The following is a 22,921-nucleotide window of genomic DNA, read 5'->3' as shown; positions in this document are numbered from 1 at the left end:
CCGACGGTGCGGCTGAAGGACTACCGGCTTCGCAGGATCCAGAGCCTCCACGGCACGCTGACGATCCGTGTCCCACGCCTCATGCGCACCGGGAGAGTGGAACCAGTGTCGCCACTGCTGGCCGGATCGGCACGCTCGACCGCAGAGTACCGGCTGCTGTTGGCTCGCCTCGGTGCCTGGATGAGCTTCCGCGCGGCCGCCGGGTTGGTCGAAGAGTTGTTCCCGCAGGCATCGGGTGGATGTGCGGACACCGTGCGACGGCGGATATTCGACGAGGCGGAGCGGATCTCGGCGCGACCGCTAGGGAAAGCCAGGACCGAGACGCCGGCGCGGTCGATCGACCTTGGGGTCGCCACCACCTTCGTGCGCAGTTGTGCGACCCGCGGACCCCGCCATCACGAGGTGCTGATCGGCATCGGTGTCGCCGACAACGGGCGGAGCCACCGGATCGGCGGGGCGATCGCGGCGCTCGAGATGCCGGCGGACCTGATCGTCGACGCTCTTCGTCAGCTCGGCCGGCACGATGCGACGGCGGTCACCGCCTTTACGGACGGCGACAAGATGCTGCGCCGATACCTTCTGAGGGCGAACATCGAGGAGCGGCCCGTTCTCGACTGGCCGCACCTGGCGCGGCGCGTGCAGGTCGCGAAGACCACGGCCAAGGGACTGCGCGTCCTCACCGAACGAGAGTACCGCGCTCGGCCAGCGATCGGGCGTCTGCTCGACAGCCTGCACTGGCGGCTTTGGAACGGCCAAACAGACAGGGCCCGCGATGCGCTTGTGCAGATCGAGCGCCGACTGCGCGCCTTCGATGCCGGTCGGGCACGGTCCGGCCGAACGGCAGCGCCAGCCCGGCGACTGCGCACAGCCATCGGCAATTTCGCAGACTACATCAATGGCCAGAGCTCCTATCTGGTCGATTACGCCCGGCGCCAGCGGGCCGCGCAGCCGGTCGGTACATCGACCTCGGAGGGCTTGGCGAATGCCTTGGTGAACCGGCGCATGAACAAACTGCAGCAGATGCGCTGGTCAACCGCCGGCGCACACGCCGTCGTCACCGTACGCGCGAACTTCATGAACCAAGCCTCGCTCAAGACGCCAACGACAAACCGGCAAGCGGCCTGACCCCCACGTTCCAATCAGTCCCCTATGTCGCGCTTCAATTTATCTTTTTTGTTCATGCCTACCTCATATGCTTACCTCTAAGCATATAGGAAGCCCGGCGCCAGTTCGATACCGTGTCAATCCCCCTCGGTTTCAAACTGAGACACCACCCTTCGATCGGATGAATTCGACTTGGAGAGATTGTTGAAATCGTGACTTGACCCTCCCATCGCTGGATAGCGCAGGCTCCATATCAATAGGGAGGTAGCAGCGATGACTTCGACAATCGACCGGTTGGAGCGCGATATTTTGCGCGTGTTCAGATGTGCTTGTCGGCATGACCGGCCGGACATCGCCGAATTCATGCTCGCTGCACTTGAGAAGCTGGATAGCGAACACGCGAATTTTACGGCAAGCAGCCGTCTGCTGATCGATGCCTATCGCGATCTGGCGGAGACCTCCGGCTCTGGCAAGCTCTGAATTCGGATGGCCGGCGGGTTGGTTAGGGTTTCAGTGCCATTCTTCCGAGAGTACGGGGGAATGTGGTACGGAAACCCCAGGTTGGCGAGCCGATGTCAGAGCCGATCGCGCAGGCGCTCGACCAGGTTCATTCGCTCGTGAAGCACGGCCAGGATGATGACGGCCGAGTTTTGTTCGACGAAGAACAGGTAATGGTGCTGGCAACGATACGCCCTCACCCCGTCGAGCCCAGGCACATGTCTGGCCTGTACTCCGCCAGCCGCAATCCGCTCGCAGCAGAGATGAAGCGCATCTTGATAGACGTCGGCCTGGACCTCGTCCCATGTCTCCTGCGTGTAGAGCCAGATGTCGATGAGGTCTTCCCGCGCGGATCGCGTGAAGCGATAGGCTGTCATCTACGTCCCTGGCGGACCCGCGCCTCTCGCTTGATGTCGGCGGCAGTCGCGGTCACGACCTGACCCGCATCGGCCTCAGCGAGACGCGGGGTCAGCAATTCCTTAAGCGCCTGCAGCGCCTCGGCGTCCGTCATTGCGGCCGGGTTGGGGATATCGACTAACGCACGGCTCAGCACGTAGTCCTTGATGCTCTGCCCCTTCAGCGCGGCCATGGCCTTGAGCTGCTGGTGATCCTGGGGGCTGATATCGATCGACAGACGGGGCATTGCCGCCTCCATGAGCTTGGTGACCTAACATAGCAAGCCTTGCCAACCTTGACAACATTTGTTGTTTCTGTCGTTTGGCACGAACGACAGGCGGCTTCGCTTGGGCTGGGTCCACGTCCATGAGGTCGTTGCTGCAATAGGCGTGGGCCGCCAGCTCACCCCAGGACAGGGTTTCCGTACCCATTTTCCGAAAGTACCGGGGATTGTTCGGGGTCACCTCAAGGTTCGTTCGCACGAGCGGGGGTTTCCGTACCGGATTCCCCCAAAACTGGTACGGAAAGTCCTACTCTGGAGTCGATTCATGCCCGTAAAGGCTCGCGTTCTGGTGAGCCCGTTCCTCACGCTCGCACTCGAGTGTCGAATGGGCGATACCGAATTCGTCGTAGAGCCCGCGCTTGATCTCGTCCTTGATGTCCTCGACCCGGTCCCAGGAACCAGCCTTGATAACGACATGGCAATCGAGTGCGGCGGCGTGTTCCTGCATCTGCCAAAAATGCGCGTGATGGATTCCTGCAACGCCGGCGACGCCCAGGATGGCGTCAACGACAGCGCCGTTGTCAATGTCAGGTGGGCTGCCCAGCATCAGCGTACGGATGGGGCCGCCGATCTCCGTGAAAGCCAGATAAAGAATATACAACGCGATACCGATGGTTATCGCCGGATCGACCCATCGCATGTCGTAGAGAATGATCAGCGCACCGCCGAGGATGACCGCCACGGAGGCAAGCGCATCCGAAAGGTTGTGCAGAAATAATGCGCGGATGTTTACGCTTCCCTTCTGCATCGAGTAGGTGAGAAACGCTGTCAGCGTGTCTACCGCCAAGGCCACGCCGCCCAGAATCACGACCGTCCAGCCGGCGACCTCGGGCGGATCGATCATCCGCATCCCGCCTTCGTAGATCAGGTAGAAGCCGACGAGGATCAACGTGGTGTAGTTGATGAGCGCGGCGACGATCTCGATCCGGCCGTAGCCGAAGGTCATTCGCTCGTCCGCAGGCCGCCGCGCGATCTTACGCGCCGCGAAAGCGATCACCAGCGATGCCATGTCCGAGAAGTTGTGCAGCGCGTCCGCGATCAGTGCGAGGCTGCCCGAAAGGATGCCACCAGCGATCTGCGCAACGGTCAGAAGCGCATTTGCCCAGATTGCGACCGAGACGCGGCGATCGCCGGAGTGGGGATCGATGTGGGCGTCGCCATGATCATGCGGCATGGGCGTCTCCTTCATGGCGGTGATTGAGCCGGTCAATGCCCGGCTTGAGTGGCAGACGCCCGTCGCGGATCCTGCGGACCCGAGCATTCATCCAGTGCCGGACAACGTGACGATAGAGCCAATCGCGCAACTGGCCAAACTCCTGCCGGTGCACATTAAAGAATTCGTCCGGCGTCTCGAATGTTCCCAGGTCCCGCGCAATGCCAATTTTCCGGATATACGTGCTGGCCCCCGCCCATTCGACCGGCGGGCGGCTCAGGCGCTCGGTTCCCGCACCATAGCCGCAGAGGCTGTCCGAGCCGCTGAACCCCCGCTGCAACGCTGCGAGGTAAGGCGCGTCGAGAATGAAACCCTCAAGGCCGATCCACGTGTCGCCGGCTTCCACCTCGATCCAGGAATCGAAGATTTCCGCGGGCGCGACCGGATAGACAAGCTCGGGGACGACACCGCGCTGGAGCGCCTTGTGAACGGTGAAGCCATGCAATCTGCACGGGATGTCGGCCCCCCCTGAGGAGCGCCATCAGCAACGTACCTTTGGTGTTGCATTGGCCGAAGCTATCCGCCAGCACCTGTGATGCAGGAATGTCGTCAGCCCGGCTGTAGCCGAAGGCGATCTCGTTCCGGACGAAATCGTAGATGGCACCGATCCGCTCGTAAGGCGGCAGGGCTTTCCAGCCCAGCGCGTGCAACAGCGCAGCGATGGTCGTGCTCTCAAAATCGAGGAGCCGCGTGGGGGCAAGCAATAGGTCTGCGTGGGTCATGACATCTCTCCTCGAACCGGTCAGGAAGAGAGATAATTGCTGCAGCGACTGTAGCCTCAAGCCCTGAATTCACTCACCGCGCGGCACGGCCAGGATGATTGCGGCGCCAACCAAGCAAACCAAAGTGCCGAGGATGTCCCATCCATCCGGCCTGTGCCCCTCCGCGAGCCACATCCACAGTACCGATGCCGCGATATAGACCCCGCCATAGGCCGCAAAGGCGCGTCCTGCAACCACGGTGTCGACCTGTGCCAGTAGCCAGCCGAAGGCCACCAACGCGGCCACGCCGGGCGCCAGCCAAAGGGCGGACGCGCCGAGACGCCACCAAGCCCAGATGGCGAAGCATCCGGCAATCTCGGCCAAGGCCGCAAGCGGATAGGCGAATACTGCCGGCATTTCAGGCGCCGATCTCATCGTGCTCCGTCAGGCACTCGGAGTGGTCACGCAGCACCTCCAGCACGCGGCAATCGGCCGTCTGCCCGCCACTGCATTCATGAACCATGCGCTTGAGTTCGGTACGCAGGGCTTCCAGTCGCGCAAGGCGCTGCTCGACCTGCTTCAACTGCCTGCGCGCAATGGTGTCGGCTTCGTGGCAGGGGCGATCGGGGTGATCGCTCAAGTCCAGCAGTTCCAGGATCGCTTCGAGAGAAAAGCCCAACTGACGCGCGTGCCGGATGAAGGCGAGCCGGTCCAGCTCGGCGTTGCCATAGCGGCGCTGGCCGCCGTCGGTCCGGCCAGGTTCCGGCATCAGACCGATCTGCTCGTAATAGCGGATGGTCTGGACCTTAGTGCCGGTTTTCCTGGCCAGATTACCGATCGTCAGCATGGGTGCCTCCGCAATGCTTAGGTCCTAATAGGTTTTGCGGTACGGGTTGGCAAGGCTATCAGCCTCTACACAGGTCCGCGAAGCCGACATAGATGACTGAACAAACGGGTTGAACCTCTAGTTGCTTGAGGGTGTAAACAGCCAAGAATTCAGAAATCATAGGCAGGCTAAGTGCATTGCGACTGACCGTTCTTCAAAAAATCCTCTGGGCGCTCGTGGGCGTTGCAGCGCTTGCTTTTGTCTGGTTGCAGCTCTGGGCTGATTACCGCAGGGATCAGGCCGCCGAGGTTGAGCCTGCGTTTCGCGCGACCTTTGAGTTGACGGATCACACCGGGATGGCGCGCACGGAGGATGATTACTCGGGCCGCTGGATGCTGGTCTTTTTCGGCTTCGTCAATTGCCCCGATATCTGCCCGACGACTCTCGCCGAGGTCGCCGCCGTCATGGACGGGCTGGGCGAGGATGCGGCGCAGGTTCAGCCGCTCTTCATTACCATCGATCCCGAGCGCGACACGCCATCGGTTCTCGCGGATTTCGTGCCGAGGTTCGAGGCCGGGATCGTGGGCCTGACCGGAACGCCCGACCAGATAGACAGGACAGCCGACAGCTTTCACATCTTCTATGAAAAGGTCAAGGAGGTCGCGGCGCCCGGCGGATACACGATGGGCCATTCCTCGCAGCTCTTTCTGTTCGACCCCGAGGGCGGTTACGTGAAAGCCTGGAGCTACGGTACCCCGGCCGAGGAGATCCTTGCCGATCTGAGCGGGCGCGTCGCCGGATGATCCCGAGAGTGACGGGAGATACGGCCCTTGCGGCGGCATGGATCGTTGCGGTCATCGCCACTCTCTCGGTGCTGTTCATCGGCGAGGTGCTGGGCCAGATGCCTTGTCTGCTGTGCTGGTATCAGCGCGCATTCATGTTCCCGCTGCCCATCGTTCTGGGCCTTGGCCTGTGGTGGCGCGACGCCCGCGTTGGACGCTATGGCGTGGCGCTCAGCCTTTGCGGCGGGGCCCTCGCGCTGTGGCACATGGGCCTTTACGTCGGCGTCATCCCGGAGCCCGTTCAGCCCTGCACGGCGACCGGCCCCTCCTGCACCGATACCAATCAATTGATCCTCGGGGTTCCGATCCCGCTCCTGTCGCTTGTCGCCTTCACGCTCACCGCGAGCCTGTCGGCCCTGTCTCTGAAGGACCCGCACCCATGAACCGCCGCTTTCTCATCCTCTCGGTCGCTGCTGTCGCTGTTGCCGTATTCGCCGCAGCGGCCTGGTTCACGACACGTCCCGCGTCCGTCGCCGCAACCGCGACGGTTCCGCCCGAACAGAGCGAGGCGCTGCTGCGGTCTTACTCCCCGATCCTCGGACCCGAGGATGCCCCTGTCACGATCGTCGAGTTTTTCGATCCGGCCTGCGAGGCCTGCCGCGCCTTCTATCCGGTGGTCAAGGAAATCATGGAAGAGCATGGCGACGCGGTGCGCGTCGTGATCCGCTACACGCCGTTCCACGGCGAAGCGTCTGAGGAAGCCATCCGCGTGCTCGAGGCGGCCCGCTTGCAGGATGTCTACGAACCCGTGATGGAGGCGCTCCTGCGCGAGCAGCCGCGATGGGCCTCGCACGGCGGGGTTGCTCCGGGGATCATCTTGGAAATCGCGGCAACCGCCGGACTGAATCCCGAAGCCGCTCGCACCCAGATGCTGGCGCCGGACGTTGTGGCAATCCTGAACCAGGACCGCGCTGATGTTAAAACCATGGGCGTGCGCGGGACTCCCACGTTTTTCGTCAACGGTCGGCTCCTCGATCCATTCGGCAAAGCTGAACTGCGCGCGCTGGTGGCCGAGGAAGTGGCTGCGGGCGGCTCGTGACCATGACGCGCATGAGACAGGGAGATACCCGCGAATGAACAAGCTCACCATCCCGTTGCTGGCGACCCTCACCGCACTCGCACTTACATCCGGTGTGGCCCTTGCCGGGTCGAAGGATGTCGTCGTCGAAAACGCATGGGCGCGCGCCTCCATCGGGGGCAATCGACCCGGCGCGGCCTATATGACGATCCACAACACTGGAGACGAGGCCGTCATGCTGACCGGCCTCGCCACGCCGCTCTCCATGATGTCCGAAATTCACGAAACGACGACCAATTCCGATGGGGTCAGTTCGATGGCACCTGCAAGCAAGATCACGATCGCTCCGGACAAACGGGTGGAACTTGCGCCCGGCGGGCTACATGTGATGCTCATGGGTTTGCAGGGGCCGATGACCGAGGGCGATAGCTTCCCGCTGGCGTTGAGTTTCTCGGACGGCGGGAAGATAACGGTCGTAGTGCCGATCCTCGGAATCGCGGCGCGCGGACCGGAGGGCTGATGCGGCGCCGAGCGGCTCTTGGATACGGCGCCGCTGCTCTGGGCGCCATGGGGCTGACGCTGTTCGTCGGCTGGTGGCGGGTGGACGGTCCCGGCGCGCCCGAACCTCCAGGGCGGCTTCCGCTGAAGCTGACGGAAATGGATTTCCGTCTCACAGATCACGAGGGGCAGCGGGTCGGTCCGGAGACCTTGGTCCGCCGTCCGACCATGGTGTTCTTCGGCTTCACGTTCTGTCCCGACGTCTGCCCAACCACGCTGTCGGACATTTCCGGCTGGCTCGATGCGCTTGGCAAGGATACCGCGCAGATGAACGTGATCTTCATCACCGTCGATCCGGAACGGGATACCGTCGAGGCTATGGCTGAATATGTCAGCTATTTCCATCCGGCGATCCGTGGCTGGACCGGTGCGCAAGATCAAATCGCGCGCGCGGCGGAAGGGTTCCGAGCGACGTATGAGCGTGTTCCAATCGACGGCGGCGACTACACCATGAACCACACGGCAAGCGTGTTCCTGTTCGACGCGGCCGGCGGTTTCGTCAGCATGATCGACTATCACGAACCAAGGGAGTTCGCAGTGCCGAAGATCCGCCGTGCGCTGGAAGAAGGAACCGAGGGGGCGACATGAAGCTGAAGTATCTGGCAATCGGAATCGTGACGGCGGGAAGCGTGTCTGCGACCGCCCTCCCACTTTCGGGCAACTGGACAAGAGACCCTGTGCCGCCCGCCCTTGCCGAGGCCGCCCTCTGGACCCCTGAGTCGTTGTCCGTACCGGCGCCCGTCCTCGCGCCGACCCTCGCCCGTTCGGACACCGCTCCGATGGTCAGCTCGCCCGCTCTGCCGTCTGTCGTGGTCGTCGCGCCATCGCTTCCGAAGATCGAGCCTTCGCTCCGGACATGGTCCCGTGAGATCGCTGCGGGCGAGACGCTCGACGGGTTGCTCGTGGAGGCGGGTCTTGCTGCCCAGGTTCGCGCCGAAGTCGCCCTCGCGCTTGCGGCAGAGTTCGACCTGCTCCGACTACGTCCGGGCCATTCTCTGAGCGTGGTCTCGACGCACGACGGTAGCCCCCGCCGCGTCGTGCTGGAGGTGGACGACGGTGTCCGGATAGAAGCTGTCTTCGACGAACAGATGGCGACGCACGTGGTCGCCCCCGATCCCAAAATCGTTACCCTCGCTGCTGAAGCCCATATCGAAAGCTCGGTCTTCGCCGCGCTCGACGCGGGCGGCATTCCGGCGCGCTTCGCGGTCGATCTGGCGCAGATGCTGGGCGGATTCGTGGATTTCCGGCGAGATCTTGCGGGCGGCGAGACCCTTCGGCTGATGTGGCGCGAGGCGCGTATCGGCAACGACATCGTCGGCCATCCGGACCTGACATTCGCGGCACTCGAAATTGGCGACACGCTGTTTGAGATCATCTGGCCCGAAGACGGCACCGGGTTGGCGACGATCTATCGCGATGGGGCCGTGGTGCGCGTCTTCGCGCCGCCGGTCGAGGGCGCGCGACCCAGTTCCGTCTTCGGGCGCAGGACACATCCCGTCTACGGCGACACGCGAATGCACACGGGCGTCGATTTCTCGGTCGCGCGCGGTACCCCGGTCTACGCGACCGCACCAGGCCGAGTCAGTTTCATCGGCTCACGCCGGGGCTATGGCCGCGCAGTAGAGATTGCGCATGGGTCGGAGACCACAACCCTTTACGCGCATCTCAGCGCTGTCCCCGACGGACTATCCCGGGGCGACCGTGTTGCGGCGGGCGACCTCATCGGGCGCGTCGGCGCAACTGGCACTGCGACAGGGCCCAACCTGCACTACGAGGTGCGCGTGAACGGTCGACCGACCGACCCCCTTTCGGATGACCGTCTTGCCGAGGCCGCGGAACAGATTGCCGCCAGTGATGCGGCTCTCACCCGTCTTGAAGATGCGCGCGCCCGTCTTGACGAACAACTCGCGCGTGTGATCGCACGTAACACCATCGAAAGCCTCTGATTGATGAAACGAGATCTTGCCGCTTTGGTGCGCGCATTTCGTTCCGCACATGCGCAGGTGCAAACTCCGCGGTCGAATCTGTGCAATGACGTTTGGTCAGAATGAAGTCGGACCCTCACTCAATGAACAGCCTCTCAAAGGCACAAGGCACAATGAATAGTGGTTGCAGATATTTTAAATACTACCTTGTAAAAAATTTAATTAGTTATCGCCTGTATTGTGCGCAAATCACATTGCCATATGAATTTCGCTTATCATTATTGCTTTTCGGCGCATTTAATGTCGGATGGTTCCAATTGTGATGGACCTCCCTCCAATTGCTCTGGGTCTCCTGGGCAGTCTGGCAGCCGGGTCGCTCACAGCAGTCGGGGCCATTCCGGTCCTGTTCGGGCGTGTTCCGTCGCGCGCCACACGGGATCTATCGCTCGGCTTCGCGGCTGGTGTGATGTTGGCAGCCTCGTTCTTCTCGCTCATTATTCCCGCGCTCGACGCGGCGGAGCTGCGATTCGAAATCGGCGCCGTACCGGCCGCCATCGTCTGTGTGGCGATCCTTATCGGTATGGGCGCAGTGGCTCTGATGAACGAGAAACTGCCGCACGAGCATTTCCGTTCCGGGCGTGAAGGGCCCGAGGGGGCGTCGCTCAAGCGTGTCTGGCTGTTCATCATCGCGATCACGATTCACAACTTTCCTGAGGGACTGGCAGTCGGCGTTGGGTTCGGGTCAGGCGGTGTGGAGGGAGGCTTGCCGCTCGCGATCGGCATCGGTCTTCAGAACGCGCCCGAAGGGCTGGCGGTGGCCGTAGCGCTTCTTGGCGAAGGGTATACCCGGTTTCGCGCCTGGGGCATCGCTGCTATGACCGGCCTTGTCGAACCGATCGGCGGCGTGCTTGGCGCCGGTATCATTTCCCTGTCTGAACCGCTCCTGCCGTGGGGGCTCGCCTTCGCTGCGGGTGCAATGCTCTACGTTATTAGTCACGAAATCATCCCCGAGACACACCGAAGCGGCCACCAGAACAAGGCGACGTTGGGCCTCGCCATTGGGCTCGTGATCATGCTCTTCCTCGACGTCTGGCTGGGATGATGGGCATGAGGAAACCCCGGACACCATTCGTATTCGCCGCATATGCCGCGGTTTTCGCATTGACGCTTGATCAGGCGACCAAGGCGATTGCGATCGCCCACCGGGACTCGCTAACGGATGGCGTTGCCGTGTTTTCGGGCTTTAGTCTCGTGCTACATCGTAACACAGGCGTGAGTTTCGGCATGTTCGGGAACACGCCCGCCTTTGCTCTTGTCGCGCTCGCACTGACGATTTGCGCCTGGCTCGTGAATCTCGCCTTTCGCGCCAAACGCAAGGGCGATGCCACGGCCTACGGGCTCATTCTGGGCGGTGGGCTTGGGAATGTCGTGGACCGAGTGCGGCTTGGCGGTGTCACCGATTTCCTTGATTTTTATGTTGGTGCTTCGCATTGGCCAGCTTTCAACCTCGCTGACACGGCCATCTTCTGTGGTGTCGTGATACTAGTCGTCGGTCCTCTGCTAGATCGCAAATGACGAACCAGCGCCGTCTGATCGACCGGGCGGCGCCGTGCTCAGTGACTGGGAGCAAGAGCCCCCTGACCTTGGTGCCCGGAGACTGCCCCCCCCGCAGGCGGCTGTCGTTTACTCGGCGTGCCCTTCAGAAGACGCAGCGCATTGGCGACCACGAGAAGTGAGACACCCACATCCGCGGCGATGGCTCCCCACATGGAGGCCATGCCGAAGGCGGTGAGCCCGACAAACAGCGCTTTTGTCACCAGCGAAATGCCGATGTTCTGATGGATAATCGACATCGTGCGTCGCGAATGTCGGATCAACCAAGGCACACGGGCGAGATCATCGGTCATCAGCGCGATGTCCGCCGTCTCGATTGCCGCGTCCGACCCGACAGCCCCCATGGCAATTCCGTAATGTGCCCGCGCCATGGCCGGCGCATCATTCACCCCGTCGCCGATCATCGCGACCGTAGGGTGGGTGTCCACTAGTTCCTCAATGGCCGCAACCTTGTCCTCGGGCAGAAGGTTGGCCCTGACCTCATCGATCCCCACCTCGGACGCTACCACCCGTGCAGTGCGTTCGTTGTCGCCGGTCAGCATCACGATGGTCGTCACACCCTGCGCATGCAGTAGCGCGATGATGCTCCTGGCATCTGTCCGGATACGATCGCGCAGTTCTAAAATGCCAGTTACGCCTGTCTCGTCACCTACTGCGACAAGGGTGCTACCCGCCCCTTCGATCCGGTCGCGCAAATCCGCCGGGATGGCATCACCGAAGCCTTTTTCCCGTGCGAACCGGTCCGAACCAAGCCAGACAGCGCGTCCGTTCGCGCGCCCTTCAAGGCCGCGGCCCAGTACCGTATACGTGTCCTCCGCTGCCGTTACAGTGATGCCGAAGGCTTCAGCCCGCGCGAGGATGGCGCGCGCCAGCGGATGCGACGACCGCGCCTCCAAACCTGCCGCCAGTTCGACGAGATCGGCCTCAGAAGCGCCACCTAAAGGGTGAAGCGCGGCGACCTCAGGTTCACCCTCCGTGATCGTTCCGGTCTTGTCCATCGCCAGTGCAGTTGTTCGGCCCGGCGCCTCAACATAGGCGCCGCCTTTGATCAGCACGCCCGCCCGCGCCGATGCGGCCAGCGCCGCAACGATGGAGACAGGTGTCGAAATCACCAGTGCGCAAGGGCAGGCGATGACCAAGAGCACCAGCGCATTGTAGAACCAGTAGCCCCACGCGCCACCTGCCAGTAGTGGCGGCAGCACCGCAACGGCTACAGCCAGCACCATGACGATGGGCGTGTAGATACGGGCGAATTTCGCCACCCATTGCTCCACTGACGCGCGGCGCGCATGAGCGTCACCGACCATGCGGGTAATTTTTGCTAGCACCGTATCAGACGCGGCCTTGGTGGCGCGCACCGTCAGGGTGCATTCGCCATTAATCGTTCCGGCATAGACTTCGTCACCGATCTCTTTTGGCACCAACGCGCTTTCGCCTGTGATGGGGGCCTGATTTACGGCGCCCATGCCTCCGGTCACATTACCGTCAAGCGGGATGCGGTCGCCGCCGAGCACTACGAACGAGTCACCGATGGTGACCTGCGCGGCGGGAATGTTCTCTTCGCGCCCATCGCCGCGGATCACGCGCGCCGTGGGCGGAGCTAAATCCAGAAGGGCTGCAACAGCATTGCGCGCGCGGCCTACGCTCCAGCTTTCGAGGTAAAGGGACAGCGAGAAGAAGAAAGCCACCGTCGCTGCCTCGAAATACTCGCCCAGCCCGATGGCGCCGGCGACGGCGACCACCATCAAAAGGTTCATATCCGGTGAAAGCCTGCGAGCAGACGACCACGCCTTGGGCGCAACAAGCCAGATTCCGAACAAGATCGCCAATCCAAACAGTGCGACCTCGAGTAACGGAATCGGTGTCTCACCATGGCCTGCGAAGAGGCCAAGCGCGCCACCTAAACCCATTTCGAAGACGTGATACAAAAATCCGGCGAACCAAAGTCCGCCGCTGGCCATCGTGAACATCTTCTGTAGCGCAAGATGCGCAGCCTGATCTGCAGAAGCATTGGTTGCGTCCCACGGCCTCGCACTCATCCCCGTGCCAGCAACAAGCTTGATGATCGTGTCATCGGGTACCGATTGCGCGCTGTCGAGCACGGTCATGCGCCCGTTGATGACGTCGAAGGCCAGATGCTCGGCCCCACCAACCATCGGGCCGATGACCTTGTTCAGGATCGACACCTCCTCCGCGCAATCGAGCCCCGAGACCTGAAAACTACGACCCGACGCATCCACCGGTCCGACCACTACATCGGCGCCGCAGCAGGCGCCCCCGTGATCATGTTTTTGATCCTGATCGTGTATATGGCCGTGCTCGTGAGAGCAGCACGCCTTCACAGGAGGGACATGCGAATGGTCTTGGTTGTGGGCGGATTGGGACGACATGATCAGGCCTCGAGTTTCCGATGCTCACAAAATATAATCCCTACAGCGGCTAGAGCTTCAAGAGGAACTAGGACCGATTGGAACGTGGAGTTTGCTCCTGCCGGTCCCTCCGTTGCAGCCGGTTGGGTGTAAGAAATTGCGGGACCTGAGGCGTCAGGAATATAAGATCGGTTGGAAGCGGGTACTGGTTTAGACGGGCCAAGGCACGGCCTCACAGCTCATCGCGATTGCCCGGCTCAGGGTTCCCGTACCACATTCGCCAAAAGTCCGAGGAGTTTTCCAAACGCCGCGGTCGGACGGACTTATGGGTTCTCGCGATCGGTCAGATGTGAGGGATCCATGGATCGGACGAGACGGGTGCGTTGGACGAGTTGGAAGCTCGAACTGGTGGGGGTCCGCCCGGCTTTCGGGCTTCGGCGCCTGGAGGATGGTTGAGTTGGCAAGATCGACGCTCCGGCAGGCGTTGACGACATGACTCTCAACCACGGCATTGCGCAGCGGGTGCTCGGTGATATTCAGCGCACTGTCGTGGCGCTCCAGGAGGCGTGCCTGCGGTAATATGTCGATGGTCAGAGTGCGTACCTAGTCGACTACGCTCAACGCCAGCGCGCCGGAAAGCCGGTCGGCACGTCGACCTCCGAAGGCTTGGCAAACGTTTTGGTGAACCGTAAGCGCCCGGTGTCCACCACTTTGTGATTACTTCGTGGCTGCCGAAGCTGAGGTTCATTGGCAGGCGGCCATGTTACCGGTGTGGTCCGCTTAGATGGATCGGAATTTATCCTTGAATCTATAGTGACTATAGAAACTATGGTTCTTTCATGGCTCGGCGAATGGACGCGGAATGGCTTGTTATCGACCGTCCTTTAGAACCGAGTGTCGCTGGGATCGATGGAAGCCAGAGAGCATGAAAGCACTGCTTGGATACGCTGAGAAGCTCGTCTCGATGGGCGGTGCCGTTGCAGCTTATGTGTTTCTGCCGGGCCTGATACTGACATCCATCTTCGACATCACCACGCGCCGGTTTCTCCAGTTGGGCTCAACGCCTTTGCAGGAGCTGACCTGGCACTTCTTCTTCGCCTGCGTGATGTTCGGAATTGGCTACACTTATCTCAAGAACGGCCATGTCCGGGTGGACATCGTGCGGGAACGGTTATCGAAACGTCTGCGAACGCGCATCGAGCGAGTTCTTCTGATCACCCTGCTGATTCCGTTGTCGCTGATCCTGGTGTGGTTCGGCGCGCGAATGGCCTGGTTGTCCTACGTTCAGGATGAAGGCTCGCGTGCCGCCCTTGGCCTGTCGGCACGCTGGATCGTCAAGTCGGCGCTGCCGGTCGGGGCATTGCTTCTGTTCCTCGCCGCCGTCTGCCGTCTTATTCGACCCGAACGCGAGAGAGAAGGACACCGTTGATGCTGGTCGAGTATTTTCCGGTCTTGATGCTGCTCTCGCTCGCGGCGCTTCTGTTTACCGGGTTTCCCGTCGCCAGTATCCTAGCGGGTGTGGCCATTGGCTTCGCGCTGATCGGCGTCATGATCGATGAGTTTCCAATCCCTTCGCTGTTCCTGGTCCCCTACCGCATCTACAGCGCCATCGGTGAGAACCTGATCTATCCGGCGGTGCCGATGCTGCTGTTCATGGGGGTCGCGTTGGAAATCAGCGGCGCGGCGCGTGAGTTGCTGCTGTTCTTGCAACGGGTGTTGAAACGGCTTCCCGGCAGCATGTGCGTGTCCGTGATCTTGATCGGGTTGTTGCTGGCGCCGATGGCGGGCGTGATCGGCGCGTCGGTTGCGACCATCGCGCTGGCGGCGCTGCCGACGATGATGGAACAGCGCTATCGGCCTGAGATTGCGACCGGCGCCATCGCCGCCGCCGGCACGCTTGGTGTGATCGCACCGCCCGCCATAATGTTGTTCTTTCTCTCGGATGCTCTCGGATTAACGATCGGTAGCATGTTCCTCGCCCCGCTCGTGCCCATCGTCGGGTTGGCGATTGCCTTCAGTACCTACTTCGTCGCTTCGGATTTCCTTGTTCGGCGTCCCGTCGATGGGGATGTTCCCGAAACCGATGGCCGCTCGCTTCTGGCTCAGGCGGTCCGAGGTTTCGTACTGCCAGTCGGGTTGATTGTCTTCGTGCTTGGATCGATTGTTGCCGGATGGGTCGCCCCTTCGGAGGCCGCCGCCGTGGGAGCCGTGGGCGCCGCACTGCTCATTTTCATCTATCGTGGCTTCACCCCGTCGCTGGTGCGCCTTGCGCTTTTTCGCACAATGAAAATCACCGCGATGGTGTTTTTCGTCGTCCTGGGAGCGAGCGTGTTCTCCCTGGTGTTCCGGTTCTACGGCGGCGACGATATTGCCGTCGGGCTGTTCGACGGTACGGCGTTGTCGGATTTCTGGATTCTGGCGATCGTGCTGTTGATCCTGTTCGTCCTCGGTTTCTTCATTGACTGGATCGAGATCACGCTGGTGTCGCTGCCTATTTTCTATCCGGTTATCAGCACCTTGGACTTTAGCCAATACGTCGGCTCGGACCACCTTGCGCGCGTCTGGATCGGGGCGCTGATCGCTCTGGTGCTGCAGACTTCGTTTCTGACCCCGCCCTTCGGCTTCGCGCTGTTCTTCCTGAAGGGGTCGGCGCCGGACAGCATCAAAATGTTATCGATCTATCGCGGGGTCGTGCCCCTTGTTGCCATTCAACTGCTGATGATCACGCTCATCCTGATCATGCCGGCCGTCGTGACGTGGCTGCCCGTGTCTTTGCTTGGCCTTCGGTAGTCGGCGACCTCTCGAAGATAATGGAATCTGGCCCACCATCAGCATCAGTTGCCGCACTCCACCCGTCCTTTGTCGCCGTGATCGTGACCGAGACAATGGCCGTGGGAATGGTCCGCCAAGGTCTCGACAATGCGGCACTGCGTGACGCGGCCACCTTCGCACGCTTCGATCATGTGCGTGAGTTCGTCCTTCAGGGTCGATAGGCTGGCAAGGCGCCGGTTCACGTCCGCCAGATGCGCCGCCGCGATCTCGGTCACCGCCTCGCAGGACCGATCCGGATGATCGGTCAGGTCCAACAGACCCCGGATCGCTGCCTGCGGGAAGCCGAGTTCCCGGCAATGCTGGATGAAATCAAGGCGCGCCCTGTGCGCAGGGCCGTAAAGCCGGGTATTTCCGGCGGAGCGGATGGGCTTCGGCAGCAGCCCGATCTGCTCGTAATAGCGAATTGTGGGAATCTTACACCCGGTCTCTCTCGCCAGGCGGCCGATGGTGAACTCCACCACTGTCATGGCCGTCATACTCCTCTTGCATCTCTAATAGCTATAGATCGCAGGGTGTCGATCGCGAGGGCACAAGTTCTGGAACGATCTGACAAGGATTTTATCTCGATGGCCGGCTGTGGTCGTGGCGCTGCCGTTTAGTACCTGTCCTATAACCCGTCCTTGTCGATGGTCAACGAAATCGTACCATCACACACCGGGACTAAACATCTAGCGCTTCCAATGACCGTCATGGGGCGACGCCCGATCGTGAGCGTCTGGCCAAGCCCATCTGACCAGGTCTGACGATCGCCGGTACGCTCAGCAGTGCTGAGCGTAGGTCCAGGGCAACAACTCATCGAGCCAGTTGATCTTGTGCTCGGCGATCCGGCCGAGCACGTCGGTGAGCCAGGCCTGCGGGTCGACGCCGTTTAGCTTGGCGGTCTCGATGAGGGTGTAGGCGATGGCCCCGGCCTTGCCGCCGCCCTCGGAGCCCATGAAGAGGTAGTTCTTCCGCCCGACGGCGATCCCTCGGATCGACTGTTCAGGGGTTTCCGTACCGGATTCCCCCAAAGTACCGGGGAAAATGGTACGGAAACCCCGATGGGCAATCCTCGGTATACGTTGGGGCAGGATCATCCGGCGCCCGTGCTTAGAGAGAGGCAGGCCCAACGACGGAGACGGGAAGTGCGGTTTCCAACCCGCGGATGAGAGCGTGATCAATCGTCGTCGATCAGGAGCTCGCGGCACACCCGCCAAGGTCTTCCAGGCGCTGGCCACAGGCCGGCGAACGAATACACTTTGCCTACGGGCCCAGATTGCAGTCATTAGAACGTTGTTTAGCGTACTTTTTGACGCTCTGCCCTCCAGAAGGTGTGACAGCGCCTCAGGGAGCACATTTTAACCTCCGAGTTTGAGTGTGCGGAGCCTCAGGGCGTTGCCGATCACTGACACCGAGGACAGGCTCATGGCCGCCGCGGCGACAATCGGCGACAGGAGGATGCCAAACATTGGGTAGAGGACGCCCGCTGCGATCGGCACGCCTGCCGCATTGTAAACGAATGCGAAGAACAGGTTCTGACGGATGTTGCCCATCGTCGCCTGAGCCAGCCGCCGGGCGCGAACAATCCCCATGAGGTCGCCCTTCACCAGGGTCACGCCGGCGCTTTCGACGGCGACATCCGCACCTGTTCCCATGGCGATACCGACATCGGCGGCCGCCAGGGCCGGGGCGTCATTGACCCCATCGCCGGCCATGGCGACTTTAAGCCCCTGGGCGCGAAGTTCCTCAACCAAAGTGCCCTTGTCCTCCGGGCTGACCTCGGCCCGCACATCGTCGATGCCGAGATCACGGGCCACCGCATCGGCGGTTCGTCGGCTGTCGCCGGTGGCCATGACAATCCGCAGGCCGGCCTCATGCAGCGCACGGATCGCCGAAGGTGTAGTCTCCTTAACCCGGTCCGCGACGGCTATCAGACCCGCAGCTAGGCCGTCGACCGCAACAAACATGGCGGTCTTGCCCTGCTCCTGAAGCGACGTTGCAGTTTCCGCGAACGCCTCCGGATCAGCGCCAACATCGCGCATCATCGCCGCATTACCGAGGGCAATGGCCTTGCCCGACACCGTACCGCGCACACCCTTGCCGGTCACGGCCTCGAAGTCTGCGGTGTCTGACAGCGCCGCACCCCGTTTTTCGGCACCGTCGACAATCGCCTCGGCAAGCGGGTGCTCGGAGCCCCGCTCAAGGGAGGCAACGAGGGACAAAAGATCGCTCTCCACCACGTCGTTGGCGGCAATGACGTCGGTCAGCGTCGGCCGGCCTTCTGTTAGTGTCCCGGTCTTGTCGACGATCAGCACGTCCACTTTTGCGAAGCGCTCCAGGGCTTCGGCGTCGCGGATCAGTACGCCGGCCTGGGCTCCGCGCCCGGTCGCGACCATGATCGACATCGGAGTCGCCAGGCCAAGCGCGCAGGGACAAGCAATGATCAGCACGCTGACTGCGGCCACGACCGCGTAGGACAACGCCGGGCTCGGCCCAAAGATCAGCCAGGACGCCATCGCGGCGAGGGCGATTAGCACGACCGCAGGCACGAAATATCCCGCGACCCTGTCGGCCAACGCCTGGATCGGCGCCCGGCTGCGCTGCGCCTTTGCCACCATATCGACGATGCGCGACAGCACGGTGTCGGCGCCGACCTTCTCTGCCGTCATGATGAAGCTGCCGGACTTGTTCAGCGTGCCGCCCGTGACGCCGTCGCCTTCTGCCTTTTCGACCGGGACCGGCTCACCAGTGATCATGCTCTCATCCACGGCGGACCTGCCCTCAAGCAGCACACCGTCGACTGGGACGCTTTCACCAGGACGCACGCGCAGCCGATCGCCCTGGCGGACCTCCTCCAAGGGAACATCGGACTCGCCGTCGTCAGTGATCCGCCGCGCCGTCTTCGGGGCTAGGTTGAGCAAGGCGCGGATCGCATCGCCGGTTCGCTCCCGGGCCGATAGCTCCATGACCTGCCCGACCAGCACCAGGATCAGGATCACCGCCGCCGCCTCAAAATACACCGGCGCCTGCCCGTGCTGGTTCAACAACGACGCTGGGAAAACGCCGGGAAACAGCATGCCGACAAGACTGAACAGATATGCAGCACCGGTGCCAAGGGCGATCAGGGTCCACATGTTCGGGCTTCGGTTCACGATCGATGACCAGCCGCGCTTGAAGAACGGAAACGCGATCCAGACCACGACCGGTGTCGCCAGCAGGAACTGCAGCCAGATATGCAGTGTCGGCCCAAGCTCCTCGGCGAGAGGCAGTCCTAGGTGATCTCCCATCTCCAGAACGAACACTCCGGCCGCCAGAGGTCCGCCGATCCAGAGGCGGCGGCGGAAATCTATCAGCTCGGGGTTGGGACCGGCATCGGTGGTCGGCGTCATCGGCTCGAGCGCCATGCCGCAGATCGGGCAGTCGCCGGGATGATCCTGGACGATCTCGGGATCCATAGGACAGGTGTAGAGCGTCCCCTCCGGCATCGGTCCCGGCGCGGAATGGTTCCCGAGGAAGGCATCTGGTTCGGCCTCGAAGCAGGTCTGGCATCGCTCGGAGCAGAAGTAGAACCGCTCTCCGGCGTGCTTGGCCATGTGCTGCGCCGAGGCGCGGTCGACGCTCATGCCGCAAACTGGATCCTCCGCCGTGATGTAATCTTCCGGGGCCGCAGCGAACCTCTCCCGCCGGCGTCCGGTGTGGCCGTGTTGGGTGTTGCCGGGCTGCTCTTGGTGGGGTTTGGCGGCGTCTTGCTTGGCCGTCATGCCGTGGGGCTGGTCGGGCACGATCGTGTGGGGTTTGGTGTTGGTCTGGTTGTTGCTGGTTGCCTCGTTCGCTTGGCTGGTTGCGCCTTGGGTTTGGTCTCCCTGGTTGGTCAGGTGGCTTCTGATGATGTTGGCTTTTTTGATGTTCTCGTTGTCGGCTTGTTCGTTTTTTGCTTCTGGCCCTTTTTGACGTTGCGGTTCGTCGGGTGGTGCATCTAGTCGCTCCTTTCGTGGTCTTGGTCGGTTTCCTGTCTGTGGGGTCGGTGGTCGTGGGGCTGTCCTTGGGCGGGTAGGGCTGGTTCCTGGTGATGATTTTGGTCGGGTGGTTCTTGGGCTCGGTCATGTTGGTCATGTTTTTCGTGTTCGTGTTTGGCGGGGTTCTTCTGGTTGGTCGCTTTCTCGGCTGGTGTCTGGCCTTCTGTGACGGTCGTTGTGGCGATCGTTCGCTTTCCGTGCTGCGGGCGGGCTTCGTTTGGTGTGAGCTTGGTCAGGTGGAGTTCGCGGCTCGGCGGCCGGCGGTTGTATCTTGGGTTGGCTGGCGACCCGTTCTTTTTCTGGGGAGTGGCTTGCAGCTCCTGTACGTCTCGGCTTTTTGGGGGTTTTGTGCCAAGTCGTTTCGGTGCTTTGCGGCCTTTGGCCTGTTGCGGTTTGGGTCTGGGACCTGGGTCTTCCGTGTTTTGGGCGCCATCGATTTACCGTGGCTGACCTTCCTTGTGCGCGGGCTGTCGGTCTGCTTGTGCGTCTTGTCGTGTTTTGGCTTGATGGCGCTGGGGCTTTTGCGGTGGTCAAGGGGGTTTCCGCGGATGACGTGGCCGGCATTTGGCGGAAGATCTTGTATGTCGCGGTTGTTGTTTGGGTGGTGCTCGGGCTTGTGCGCGGGTGGGTTGTGGGTGATTGCTGTGGCTGGGCGGTCCTGGTGGTTGTGTCTGGTTCTGGCTGGGGGACGGTCGAGTTCTGGTGTTGTCAGTTCTTGCCGGGGTTCTGGCGTTTTGTCTTGTTTGTCTTGGTAGCTTTTTCCTAGCGCTTTGCTGGCGATGTGTGTCGCGTGGCGTTTGGCGGGGTGGGGCTCGTTGTCGGTGTTCCGGTTGTCTCTGTTGTGGTTGGTTTGGGTGTTTTTGTGGTGTTTGTGGCCGCGCTCGACTGGGTTGGTGTTGCGTTATTCCCCGGGGCTGACGGCGAAGGTGTCTTTTCGGTTGTTGGTGGGTGGTATGTTCGTCTCTCTGTGGGGGGCGGGCGCGCTGGGTCGTATCGCGTCTTTGTCTTCTGTCTTGTCGTCGGGCGCGGTTGGAGCTTGCATCACTTTTTGGATGAGGGCCTTGGCCCTGGTGGTGTGTGCCTCGTTGCTGGTGGTGAGCTTGGTGCGTGCCTGGCGGCCCTCTGCGTTGTCCACGGCGTGGCTCTTCGTTGTTATTCCGCTTGGGGCCTTTGCCATGGGCGGGTCGTGATCTTGGCGTTTTTGGCGCCGGCTGCATTTTGGTGGTTTTTGTTCGGGGAGCTGTTGATTTGTTACGATGTCGCCGTCGTCGGTCTTTTTGCGCGCGTGCATTATGGGGTCGCCGGCGTTTGTGGGCTGCCGTTTTCGGACGGGGTTGTGGAGCGTGGTGTGTTTTGTCTCGCGGTCGGGTTCTTCTGGCCGCGGTGCCCGGGTTTGGGGTCGGGACCGTTTCCCGTTTTTTATCTTGCGGTCGTTGCGCCGCTTCTCGCCGCGGCTTTTGCGCGGGAGGGGCGGCTTGCTTTTCTGCCATTTCTTTTGGCTCCGCTCGTGACTGCGCCTCTTGACCTCCTTTTCAGGCGTTTTTCTCTTTTTTCGTGGTTCGGTTTTCCTCGTTTTTGGTTGCAGGCGCTGGGCGGCTGGTGGGTGTGTTGGCTGCCCGTTGTGGGGGGCCGGGCTGGCGGGTGCGGCGTCGGTTTCGTTGAGGTTTGCTTTCGTGTGTTTTGTCGCTCTTGCCGTGCTGGATTGGTTCTGTTCCATGTTTGTTGCTCCGGCTGCCCTGGGGGGGCTGGGGCTGTGTCGGAGGTGGGCCCGCGGCTTCTTTCCGGTGTGTTTGTTGTTCTCGACGATGGCGGTTGGTGGTTTTATTGTGCCCCGTTAATGGGTGTTGATGGAGCTCTGTTGGGCTTCGGGGACCTGGCGGTTGTTGTGGGTGTCTGTGAGGGGGTCGTCGTTATGCTTGTGCGGTGCTTTGGTGTGCTGCGCAGGGCGCCCTTGATGTTTTGCTGGTTGGGGTGGGGGGTGGCTTCACGGCGGCAGGTCGGGGCGGGTTGTGCGCGGCCGGTTTGCTGTTGTTGCTCTTGCTTGTGCTGGTTGGGCTTCTGGTGGCTGCATCGGGTGTGGCGGCTCATGCTCTGGCTTTTGGCGTGTCTGCGGTGTAGTTGTTGGTTGGTGGGGTGGGGGTGGGGGGTGCGCTCGGCGCGGAGGGGCCGTGGGTTGCCACCCGGTTGTTTTTTGCCGGTCTGGGGGTCGGCTGTTCGCTTGCGGGTCTCGATGTGCCTGGTCAGAGCGGTCCTGTGCAGGTCCGGGAGGCGGGTCGGGTGTTTCTCCCGCTTGTGATGCGGCCGGTTCTTGACGTCGCGCGTGCGCCTCCCTGTCCTCCTCCGATCGTCGCTCTTCGTTTTCCGCTTGACTGATCCTGTAACGATCCGACGACGAACGGAGTTTGACGATGAAACGCAAGATGATTGCCGCGGTCGCGATGGCGGCTGCGATCGGAGCCGGTGCAACCACCGCGATCGCCCATGGCGGCGCCTCGGGCGTGGTGAAGGAGCGCATGGACTCCATGGAAGCGCTCGGCGACGCCATGAAGGAACTGACCGCGATGATGCGGGGTCAGCAGGATTACGGTGCCGAACGGGTCCGGTCGCTGGCCGCCACCATCGAAAGCCATGGCGGCGAGGCGCTGACCAGGCTCTTTCCCAAGGACAGCCTCGACCACCCGTCGGAGGCGCTGCCGGCGATCTGGAGCGATTGGGACCGGTTCAGTGCCCTGTCGGATCAGCTCTCC

General features: G+C 61.9%; 26 protein-coding genes. 15 read left to right on the top strand and 11 right to left on the bottom strand.

Going from position 1 to position 22,921, the window contains the following annotated elements:
- Together BLS34_RS24295 and BLS34_RS24290 are read left to right on the top strand one after the other, a co-directional pair.
- Nucleotides 1-1,125, top strand: a 1,125-nt coding sequence (locus tag BLS34_RS24295; protein WP_425441473.1) for a hypothetical protein, incomplete at its 5' end; no start/stop codon positions are given.
- Nucleotides 1,126-1,377: 252 nt separating this feature from the next.
- A complete protein-coding gene (locus BLS34_RS24290; protein ID WP_028793120.1) occupies nt 1,378-1,584 on the top strand; it encodes a hypothetical protein in 207 nt (68 codons plus the stop codon).
- A gap of 95 nt (nt 1,585-1,679) precedes the next feature.
- Here the strand turns inward: BLS34_RS24290 and BLS34_RS24285 are convergent, their stop codons facing one another.
- From BLS34_RS24285 to BLS34_RS24260, 6 genes are all read right to left on the bottom strand, one after another.
- Nucleotides 1,680-1,979 carry a type II toxin-antitoxin system RelE/ParE family toxin gene (locus tag BLS34_RS24285; protein WP_038013479.1) on the bottom strand — a complete coding sequence of 100 codons (300 nt, stop codon included), beginning with the start codon at nt 1,977-1,979 and terminating at the stop codon, nt 1,680-1,682.
- Nucleotides 1,976-2,245: a hypothetical protein gene (locus tag BLS34_RS24280; protein WP_028793121.1), complete on the bottom strand. Its 270-nt coding sequence runs from the start codon at nt 2,243-2,245 to the stop codon at nt 1,976-1,978. Before BLS34_RS24280 ends, BLS34_RS24285 begins: the two co-directional genes overlap by 4 nt.
- A gap of 283 nt (nt 2,246-2,528) precedes the next feature.
- Complete coding sequence (locus BLS34_RS24275) at nt 2,529-3,455, bottom strand: cation diffusion facilitator family transporter (protein ID WP_028793122.1); 927 nt, start codon at nt 3,453-3,455, stop codon at nt 2,529-2,531.
- Nucleotides 3,445-3,939: a hypothetical protein gene (locus tag BLS34_RS26315; RefSeq protein WP_245565548.1), complete on the bottom strand. Its 495-nt coding sequence runs from the start codon at nt 3,937-3,939 to the stop codon at nt 3,445-3,447. Before BLS34_RS26315 ends, BLS34_RS24275 begins: the two co-directional genes overlap by 11 nt.
- Before the next feature lie 346 nt (nt 3,940-4,285).
- A complete protein-coding gene (locus BLS34_RS24265) occupies nt 4,286-4,612 on the bottom strand; it encodes a YnfA family protein (protein WP_028793123.1) in 327 nt (108 codons plus the stop codon).
- Between the two features lies 1 nt (nt 4,613).
- Nucleotides 4,614-5,042, bottom strand: a complete 429-nt coding sequence (locus tag BLS34_RS24260; RefSeq protein ID WP_028793124.1) for a MerR family transcriptional regulator — start codon at nt 5,040-5,042, stop codon at nt 4,614-4,616.
- Nucleotides 5,043-5,218: 176 nt separating this feature from the next.
- Here BLS34_RS24260 and BLS34_RS24255 point away from each other — a divergent pair, with 176 nt between their 5' ends.
- From BLS34_RS24255 to lspA, 8 genes are all read left to right on the top strand, one after another.
- The gene (locus BLS34_RS24255) at nt 5,219-5,824 is read left to right on the top strand and encodes an SCO family protein (RefSeq protein ID WP_051243850.1); all 606 of its coding nucleotides are present in this window, start codon (nt 5,219-5,221) and stop codon (nt 5,822-5,824) included.
- Between the two features lie 8 nt (nt 5,825-5,832).
- Nucleotides 5,833-6,246, top strand: coding sequence for a disulfide bond formation protein B (locus tag BLS34_RS24250; RefSeq protein ID WP_245565549.1), 414 nt, complete (start codon nt 5,833-5,835; stop codon nt 6,244-6,246).
- The gene (locus BLS34_RS24245) at nt 6,243-6,902 is read left to right on the top strand and encodes a DsbA family protein (protein ID WP_028793127.1); all 660 of its coding nucleotides are present in this window, start codon (nt 6,243-6,245) and stop codon (nt 6,900-6,902) included. Before BLS34_RS24250 ends, BLS34_RS24245 begins: the two co-directional genes overlap by 4 nt.
- Nucleotides 6,903-6,936: 34 nt before the next feature.
- Nucleotides 6,937-7,401 (top strand): copper chaperone PCu(A)C, encoded by a 465-nt coding sequence (locus BLS34_RS24240; protein ID WP_028793128.1) that lies wholly within the window; start codon nt 6,937-6,939, stop codon nt 7,399-7,401.
- On the top strand, nt 7,401-8,027 hold the full coding sequence (locus BLS34_RS24235) for an SCO family protein (protein ID WP_028793129.1): 627 nt from the start codon (nt 7,401-7,403) through the stop codon (nt 8,025-8,027). The genes BLS34_RS24240 and BLS34_RS24235 overlap by 1 nt, the downstream gene beginning before the upstream one ends.
- A complete protein-coding gene (locus tag BLS34_RS24230) occupies nt 8,024-9,385 on the top strand; it encodes a M23 family metallopeptidase (RefSeq protein ID WP_028793130.1) in 1,362 nt (453 codons plus the stop codon). The genes BLS34_RS24235 and BLS34_RS24230 overlap by 4 nt, the downstream gene beginning before the upstream one ends.
- A 445-nt stretch (nt 9,386-9,830) precedes the next feature.
- A complete protein-coding gene (locus BLS34_RS24225; protein WP_245565550.1) occupies nt 9,831-10,466 on the top strand; it encodes a ZIP family metal transporter in 636 nt (211 codons plus the stop codon).
- A gap of 5 nt (nt 10,467-10,471) precedes the next feature.
- Nucleotides 10,472-10,939 carry a signal peptidase II gene (gene lspA, locus BLS34_RS24220; RefSeq protein ID WP_051243860.1) on the top strand — a complete coding sequence of 156 codons (468 nt, stop codon included), beginning with the start codon at nt 10,472-10,474 and terminating at the stop codon, nt 10,937-10,939.
- 38 nt (nt 10,940-10,977) lie between these two features.
- On the opposite strand, the gene BLS34_RS24215 is transcribed toward lspA, so the two are convergent.
- Entirely contained in the window at nt 10,978-13,368 is a 2,391-nt protein-coding gene (locus BLS34_RS24215) for a heavy metal translocating P-type ATPase (protein ID WP_211228862.1), read from the bottom strand.
- A 904-nt stretch (nt 13,369-14,272) separates the two neighbouring features.
- On the opposite strand from BLS34_RS24215, the gene BLS34_RS24210 reads away from it, so the two are divergent.
- Both BLS34_RS24210 and BLS34_RS24205 read left to right on the top strand, forming a co-directional pair.
- The gene (locus BLS34_RS24210; protein ID WP_051243863.1) at nt 14,273-14,776 is read left to right on the top strand and encodes a TRAP transporter small permease subunit; all 504 of its coding nucleotides are present in this window, start codon (nt 14,273-14,275) and stop codon (nt 14,774-14,776) included.
- Complete coding sequence (locus tag BLS34_RS24205) at nt 14,776-16,137, top strand: TRAP transporter large permease (protein WP_028793133.1); 1,362 nt, start codon at nt 14,776-14,778, stop codon at nt 16,135-16,137. Before BLS34_RS24210 ends, BLS34_RS24205 begins: the two co-directional genes overlap by 1 nt.
- A gap of 44 nt (nt 16,138-16,181) precedes the next feature.
- Here the strand turns inward: BLS34_RS24205 and BLS34_RS24200 are convergent, their stop codons facing one another.
- The 3 genes from BLS34_RS24200 to BLS34_RS24190 all read right to left on the bottom strand — a co-directional run bounded on the left by BLS34_RS24200 (nt 16,182) and on the right by BLS34_RS24190 (nt 19,919).
- Nucleotides 16,182-16,646, bottom strand: a complete 465-nt coding sequence (locus BLS34_RS24200) for a MerR family transcriptional regulator (protein WP_028793134.1) — start codon at nt 16,644-16,646, stop codon at nt 16,182-16,184.
- A gap of 291 nt (nt 16,647-16,937) precedes the next feature.
- Nucleotides 16,938-17,114: a transposase domain-containing protein gene (locus tag BLS34_RS24195; protein WP_211228858.1), complete on the bottom strand. Its 177-nt coding sequence runs from the start codon at nt 17,112-17,114 to the stop codon at nt 16,938-16,940.
- A 402-nt stretch (nt 17,115-17,516) separates the two neighbouring features.
- Nucleotides 17,517-19,919, bottom strand: coding sequence for a heavy metal translocating P-type ATPase (locus tag BLS34_RS24190; RefSeq protein ID WP_093154540.1), 2,403 nt, complete (start codon nt 19,917-19,919; stop codon nt 17,517-17,519).
- Between BLS34_RS24190 and BLS34_RS26100 the strand changes: the two genes are divergently transcribed.
- Nucleotides 19,854-20,138, top strand: a complete 285-nt coding sequence (locus BLS34_RS26100; protein ID WP_175474372.1) for a hypothetical protein — start codon at nt 19,854-19,856, stop codon at nt 20,136-20,138. The two genes, BLS34_RS24190 and BLS34_RS26100, sit on opposite strands and share 66 nt — an antisense overlap.
- A gap of 400 nt (nt 20,139-20,538) precedes the next feature.
- Complete coding sequence (locus tag BLS34_RS26785) at nt 20,539-20,940, top strand: YaeQ family protein (RefSeq protein WP_425441474.1); 402 nt, start codon at nt 20,539-20,541, stop codon at nt 20,938-20,940.
- Between the two features lie 135 nt (nt 20,941-21,075).
- On the opposite strand, the gene BLS34_RS25675 is transcribed toward BLS34_RS26785, so the two are convergent.
- Nucleotides 21,076-21,891 carry a hypothetical protein gene (locus tag BLS34_RS25675; protein WP_139189463.1) on the bottom strand — a complete coding sequence of 272 codons (816 nt, stop codon included), beginning with the start codon at nt 21,889-21,891 and terminating at the stop codon, nt 21,076-21,078.
- A gap of 691 nt (nt 21,892-22,582) precedes the next feature.
- On the opposite strand from BLS34_RS25675, the gene BLS34_RS24180 reads away from it, so the two are divergent.
- Nucleotides 22,583-22,921: c-type cytochrome (locus BLS34_RS24180; RefSeq protein ID WP_139189462.1), on the top strand; the 339-nt coding region annotated here is incomplete at its 3' end.

The organism is Thalassobaculum litoreum DSM 18839, assembly GCF_900102465.1.
Classification (GTDB): domain Bacteria; phylum Pseudomonadota; class Alphaproteobacteria; order Thalassobaculales; family Thalassobaculaceae; genus Thalassobaculum; species Thalassobaculum litoreum.
This window is presented reverse-complemented; position numbering and strand designations above follow the sequence as displayed.

Coding starts and splice junctions, on each gene's coding strand:
- BLS34_RS24190 (WP_093154540.1), bottom strand. CDS start 19,919: ATGACGGCCAAGCAAGACGCCGCCAAACCCCACCAAGAGCAGCCCGGC.
- lspA (WP_051243860.1), top strand. CDS start 10,472: ATGAGGAAACCCCGGACACCATTCGTATTCGCCGCATATGCCGCGGTT.
- BLS34_RS24215 (WP_211228862.1), bottom strand. CDS start 13,368: ATGTCGTCCCAATCCGCCCACAACCAAGACCATTCGCATGTCCCTCCT.
- BLS34_RS24265 (WP_028793123.1), bottom strand. CDS start 4,612: ATGCCGGCAGTATTCGCCTATCCGCTTGCGGCCTTGGCCGAGATTGCC.
- BLS34_RS24205 (WP_028793133.1), top strand. CDS start 14,776: ATGCTGGTCGAGTATTTTCCGGTCTTGATGCTGCTCTCGCTCGCGGCG.
- BLS34_RS24235 (WP_028793129.1), top strand. CDS start 7,401: ATGCGGCGCCGAGCGGCTCTTGGATACGGCGCCGCTGCTCTGGGCGCC.
- BLS34_RS24225 (WP_245565550.1), top strand. CDS start 9,831: ATGTTGGCAGCCTCGTTCTTCTCGCTCATTATTCCCGCGCTCGACGCG.
- BLS34_RS24285 (WP_038013479.1), bottom strand. CDS start 1,979: ATGACAGCCTATCGCTTCACGCGATCCGCGCGGGAAGACCTCATCGAC.
- BLS34_RS24245 (WP_028793127.1), top strand. CDS start 6,243: ATGAACCGCCGCTTTCTCATCCTCTCGGTCGCTGCTGTCGCTGTTGCC.
- BLS34_RS24260 (WP_028793124.1), bottom strand. CDS start 5,042: ATGCTGACGATCGGTAATCTGGCCAGGAAAACCGGCACTAAGGTCCAG.
- BLS34_RS24290 (WP_028793120.1), top strand. CDS start 1,378: ATGACTTCGACAATCGACCGGTTGGAGCGCGATATTTTGCGCGTGTTC.
- BLS34_RS24210 (WP_051243863.1), top strand. CDS start 14,273: ATGAAAGCACTGCTTGGATACGCTGAGAAGCTCGTCTCGATGGGCGGT.
- BLS34_RS24275 (WP_028793122.1), bottom strand. CDS start 3,455: ATGCCGCATGATCATGGCGACGCCCACATCGATCCCCACTCCGGCGAT.
- BLS34_RS25675 (WP_139189463.1), bottom strand. CDS start 21,891: ATGGAACAGAACCAATCCAGCACGGCAAGAGCGACAAAACACACGAAA.
- BLS34_RS24280 (WP_028793121.1), bottom strand. CDS start 2,245: ATGCCCCGTCTGTCGATCGATATCAGCCCCCAGGATCACCAGCAGCTC.
- BLS34_RS24230 (WP_028793130.1), top strand. CDS start 8,024: ATGAAGCTGAAGTATCTGGCAATCGGAATCGTGACGGCGGGAAGCGTG.
- BLS34_RS24195 (WP_211228858.1), bottom strand. CDS start 17,114: ATGGGCTCCGAGGGCGGCGGCAAGGCCGGGGCCATCGCCTACACCCTC.
- BLS34_RS24240 (WP_028793128.1), top strand. CDS start 6,937: ATGAACAAGCTCACCATCCCGTTGCTGGCGACCCTCACCGCACTCGCA.
- BLS34_RS24200 (WP_028793134.1), bottom strand. CDS start 16,646: ATGACAGTGGTGGAGTTCACCATCGGCCGCCTGGCGAGAGAGACCGGG.